The sequence below is a fragment of the Streptococcus sp. HMSC064H09 genome (genome assembly GCF_001812625.1).
In the GTDB taxonomy this organism is placed as follows: Bacteria; Bacillota; Bacilli; order Lactobacillales; family Streptococcaceae; genus Streptococcus.
Genome location: NZ_KV809605.1, coordinates 29037 through 34749 on the forward strand (window position 1 = coordinate 29037; position 5713 = coordinate 34749).

At 37.6% G+C, this 5713-nt stretch carries 2 protein-coding genes; both read right to left on the bottom strand.

Annotated elements, in window-relative coordinates; genetic code table 11:
* Positions 1–70: 70 nt before the first annotated feature.
* Complete coding sequence (locus tag HMPREF2867_RS08080) at positions 71–3634, bottom strand: KxYKxGKxW signal peptide domain-containing protein (protein ID WP_070576986.1); 3564 nt, start codon at positions 3632–3634, stop codon at positions 71–73.
* A 58-nt stretch (positions 3635–3692) separates the two neighbouring features.
* Positions 3693–5713, bottom strand: a 2021-nt coding sequence (locus HMPREF2867_RS08085; RefSeq protein WP_070576988.1) for a glucosyl transferase, incomplete at its 5' end; no start/stop codon positions are given.

Genomic DNA, 5713 nt, shown 5'->3' on the forward strand with positions numbered 1-5713 from the left:
GTACTTTCTTTTCCATGATAATTCTCCTTTCATTGAAAGACAAATTGGAATTATATGTGTGAAATAAATATTATTCGTAAATATATTTAATAACCCTTCCATCACCGTTTTCATCGAAATGAACAAGCTCAGCTTTCACCTTGTAACGAATTGAGTGGTTAAAAGTAATGTCAACATTTTTAGCACGTTTTCCAGTTTTTGGGTAATAATAATGGTAGTAGTAGTCATTTCCCGCCCAAATTGTTCGCAATTCGTCGTAGCCTAGTCTACCATCATCGTGGAAATAGTAGTAATCATCTCCAATCTTTTGTTCTCCCTTGTAACATTTACCATCACTACCAACATAGTAACGATTACCGTCAACGTCAACGAATTTGTCACGTCCTAAGTCAACAAGTTCACCAGTATTCTTGTCATAGTAATAACCATCATCAGCAACAATACCTTTAGCTTGTTTACCATCTTTATCAAAGTAACCCTTCACATTATCGATAGTTTTGTGTCCAGTTACCTTTTGACTATTTTCATCGACGTAGTACCAACTATTAGAATATTTTTTACCAAAATATCTAGTAATTGCACCAGTTGAGGTGTCTGCTAGACTAGGGTATCTATCGAATTGAAATACTTGAACATAATTATGGTCGATAGGCTCATTACCTAGGTCGGTGATAAAATGCCAAGGTTTTATTTGAACATAACGTTTTGTGACTAAAGCTCCGGTGTCCTTATCGTGATATCTACCATCTGGTGCGAAATCCCCTTTTAACTGTGGTCCATCAGGGTAGAAGTAGTAGTCCTCACCGTTAATAGTCTGATAACCTGACACCTTGTAGCCACTATTATCTAGGTAGTAGCGGAATGTAGTTGAGATACCATTAGCACGCCATTCACGAGCGATTCTTACAGTACGTTCTCTGAAAGTATTTCTTGCTAAGTTACCTGTATGTTTATCGTAATATTTACCGTTTTTTGCGAAACCTCCTTTTACTTGCTCTCCATTTTCATCGAAGAATACTGTTTCACCATTAATAGTATGCTCCCCTTTTAAAGCGATTCCTTCGGAACCAAAATAGTAAAATGGTTTTGTATCATCGCTAAATCCATTGTGGTTAGAAGGAACGTATAAGTTCCTAGCTAGATGACCATTATCATTCATATAATGGATATTGTGGTAGTCATCATAGAACAGTCCATTTTTTTTGATATCATCTTTCTTTTCAGTAATGACACCTTCTTGATCTGAAATATAAAGTTTATCGTTCACTTCAAAAAGTGTTCCAATGACACGCTCACCATTATTTTTATCGTAGTAGTATTTGTTTCCTCCTTGTTTAATAAACTCTCCTTTAGATTGCTTTCCGTTTTGGTCAACATAATACCATTTACCATTTATCATAACTGATCGGTTGACACCTAAATTAACACGAGCACCGGTATCTTTATCATAATAGTAACCATCGTCTGCGAACTGGTCTTTGATTTGTTCACCATAGGCATTGAAATAAGTAGCAACACCATTTATTGTTTGGGGACCGTGAAGGAATTTTCCGTCATATCCTGCATAATAGGTGACTTTTCTAATTTTAGGGTTAAGATAGTCATTCTCTAGGTGATAGATAGTAACGTATTGATTTTTAACCATCATTCCTTGGTAGTCATAATAATAGCTGTTTTCAAAGTCATCGGTAACAATTTGGTTGCGATAGTTTAAAGCATATGGTACTTCAGAGAGTTTACCTTCATTATCAGATTTATAGGTCTTACCATCGATTTGAATAAGTGAGTTGATAACCATTTGTCCATTATGCAAATCATAGTAATGTTTTGGTAGACCTGAATTTGAGTAGCTAGCTTCACCTTTTAGTTGTCGACCATTACCGTCAAAACAAACATGATAACTATCAACAATTTGGTTTCCAATGAGTTTTTGACCATTTTCGTCGACATAATACCAGTTTCCATTGTCTTCTACATAAGCATTGGTAACAAGTTCACCACTATCCTTGTCATAGAAGTGTCCATTCGGAGCGAAGTGTCCTTTAACTTGGACTCCACTATCCTTAAAGTAAACTTTGACGTTATCAATGGTTTGTTCGCCAATGAGTTTATTGCCATCGGCGTTGTAGTAGTACCAGTTTCCTTTATCATCGCTGACATATTGGTTATGGAATTTAGAGTCACCTTGAATAGTGATATTTCCCTCTTTATCTGCGATATAATATATACCGTTTAACTCAAAGGAAGTGTCCTTGACTTTACGACCATTATCTTTGTCGAAGTAGTAGATTTTATTATCAATATTAATGAATTCGCCTTTAGCTTGATGTCCCTCTGGACGAGATGATTCATGGAAGTAGAGTTCAAAGCCATCAATAGTTTTAGGTCCAGTGATAGGAAATCCGTCTTTGTTGAAGTAATACCAACGACCTTCGTAGTCCATCATAAATTGATTTTTTGGATATTCTCTATTATTTTCTGAAGGAAGAGTATAGTAAATTGGGAACGGATAAGTTACAATGTTTAGTTTTTTATTGAGATAATCTGCCACCCCATCGTGGTCTGAATAAAATACATATGGCATAGACTTCCATAGACCCTTTTCGATGATAGGAAATTGTTTGTTTTTGGCTAAGGTCCCTTTGTCGTCAAAGTAGTAGCGTTTGTGGTCTAATTCCATTAGTCTATGAACAGCAACTTGGCCATTGTCATAGATGTAATAGTCATCACCTAAAATCGTCTGACGACCTTTCTTAAGTGTATTACCATTTTTATCGAAATAGTAACGTTCTAGTCCAGGCATTACATAATAGTTTGGTTCGATATAAGCAGGTTCATTGAAGTAAACAACTTTACTATAGTTTTCTTCTGGAATATAGTGGTTGTCTTTGAATGTAATAAAACAATCTGTTACTAGCTTGCCATCGTTTCCATCGTAAAAGTGTAGTTTGTCGTCAACTTTTCTAAGCTGCCCTTTTACCATAGTGCCATCATCGTTAAAGTAATATTGGAAACCGTTGATGTCTTTTGGTCCGGTAACCAGCCGCCCTTTTGCATCTACATAATAGGTAACACCATTTGCATCTGAAACGAAACTCTCTCTTTTATCTGTCTTTTTTGTGATACCTTCCGCTTCAACAGTGATGGTGAAATCGCCATCTTTTTGTGAGGTATCTAAAGTTGTTTTATCAGGAGTAGTACTTATGATGAGGTTTTCGTTGTTTGTAGGTGTATTTGTTGTACTTACCTCAGAATGTGCAGTTTCCGGACTAGCTACTTCCGAACTAGCTGTGCTTGTAACTTCAGAGCTTAGTTTTTCAGAGACTGTTTCTGTTGAAGCCAATTCAGAGTTAGCTGCTAGTGCTTCTGACACTGTGGCAGCTTCACTTGAAGCACTAGCAAGTGTGTTTTCTGCAGGTTTAGCTGTGGTTTCACTAGTTGCTGGAGTCTCGACGTCAATGGCGCCTTCTTTGATGATGGCTTCAACAGTCGCTTCATTAACAGGGGTAGGCTGTTCTTCAGCTGAAGCGTAGTTAAGGCCTGCAAAACTCAATCCTAAAGTGAGTCCTGTCACTGCAATAGTTACCCAATGTTTTTTAACTTTGTGAAGTTTAAAATGTACTTTCTTTTCCATGATAATTCTCCTTTCATTTTAAATCTGTCATTATTGAGAAGGAGTCTCTATAACTTCATTAACTAATGAGTGTTCCGTTTCCGTCCGCATCAAAATGATAGGTTTCCCCTTTTATAGTAATGTCAATATTTGACAAACGGGCACCTGAGTTGGCATCGTAGTAGTGGATTTTACCATCAACGGTGACTAGTTCACCTTTGGCTTGTTTACCGTTACTGTGGAAGTAGACTGGGACATTGTCAATGGTTTGTTCACCGGTCAAGGCGTACCAGTTTGGACCAAAGTAATACCAACTACCTTCCCATTCATGGTACTGATTTTTAAGTGCAGCGCCTGTTGCTTCATCCAGATAGTAGATGTGGCTGCTGTTAGGGATAGTATCACTGTAATACGCATAGATGAGCTCACCTCTACTTTGCATTCCGTAGTAGTATTTACGAGTAGGAAGTCCAAAGTAGTAGAGTTCGCCATCGATAACTTGAACGGAGACTAATTTGTTTCCCTTACCGTCTAAATAATACCAGTGATTATCTTTGGTTTTAACGAAACCAGCTTTTGTAACCTTTTTACCATCAAATCCGATATAGTCTCCACTATCTGCGTAGTATGTGAATTCTCCGAAGCCTTGATGACCATCTCCAACGATAAGATTCACTTCTTCACCATGAACAATATGTGTTCCTGAGTAAACTTTTCTACCATCTTGACCAACATAATAGCGTTTGCCATCGACTTCGACGATTTGGTCTCGGACAGCAACACCTGTGTCTTTGTCATAAAAATGATCAGCATTGGCAAAAATACCTTTGGCTTGGACACCGTCTTTATCAAAATAGACTTCTACACCATCTATAGTTTGAGCACCAATTAATTTATCGCCCTTATCATTGACATAGTACCACTTGCCATCTTTTTCGACATAACGGTTGGTAACGAGGGCTCCACTATCTTTATCATAATAATGGCCGTTTGGCGCAAAGTCACCTTTAACTTGAGAATAGTCATCACGGAAGTAGACATTGACATAATCTATCACTTGTTCGCCCTTTAAAGGATAACTAGATTTATCAACATAGTACCATTTACCTCCAGCAGTAACATAACTATTTTTGGCTGTAACTGGAGTCAATTTACCATTTTCATCTGCAATTGATGTTGGGTATCTATCATCTACAGCAATAAAAGTGAAAGCATTGGTGAGGATAGCACCTCTTACGCCGTTAATGTATTTAGAAAACTGAGCATAGTACCAGTTTCCATCAACTTGGAACAGTGGGTTTGGGCTGCCAGGGACATCATCTCTTAGTGAACCAGATTCATCAAAATAGTAGAGTTGTCCATTAATTCGCTTGAATCCATGGACAACATGTCCATTTTCATCAGCATAAACAGAAGGTGTCCAGAGGTATCCTCTCAGGTACATGTATCTGATTTTACCCCAGCCATTATAGACTTTTTGTCCCTGTTCATTGTAATAACTTTCAGTACCATCAGGATTCTTGAATTTAGAATAATAGACCATGTCTGGTTGGAAGTAGTACTCTTTACCGTCGATGGTTTTAGGGCCAGTGTAAATATTACCGTCATTGTCATAGTAGTAATAAATGTCGTCGCTGGTTCCGTTAATGTAGCGAGTACTATGGTAGAGGGCAATCTTATTATTCCAAAGTTCGCCATTTTCAGGATGGAAATAATATCCTTTTCCATCAACAACCACTCTTTGCCCTTTTGTTTGAAGCCCCTTGTCATTAAAGTGGTAAGTTTTGTCTCCAATTTCTTGAAGGCCAGTCACTTTTTCACCTGTCTTATCTACATAATACCAGTGGTTATCGCCAGTAGTAACAAAAGATTCAGTTGTTAGATGTCCAAGTTCACCATCATAATAATGTCCATCTTGGGCAAAGTTTCCTTTGACCTGTTTACCATCCTTGTCAAAATAGACATGCTGTCCATCAATTAGGTTTGGACCTGTCAGATCCTTGTCATCTTTTTTGTAATGCCAATTGCCTTGTTCATCACTATACCATTGACCACCCGTGATATTCTTTTCAGCAGAGGGAACTTGAGAATTAGGGGTAT

Excerpts from the sequence above, each read along its gene's own strand:
- HMPREF2867_RS08080 (WP_070576986.1), bottom strand. The coding sequence starts at position 3,634 with ATGGAAAAGAAAGTACATTTTAAACTTCACAAAGTTAAAAAACATTGG.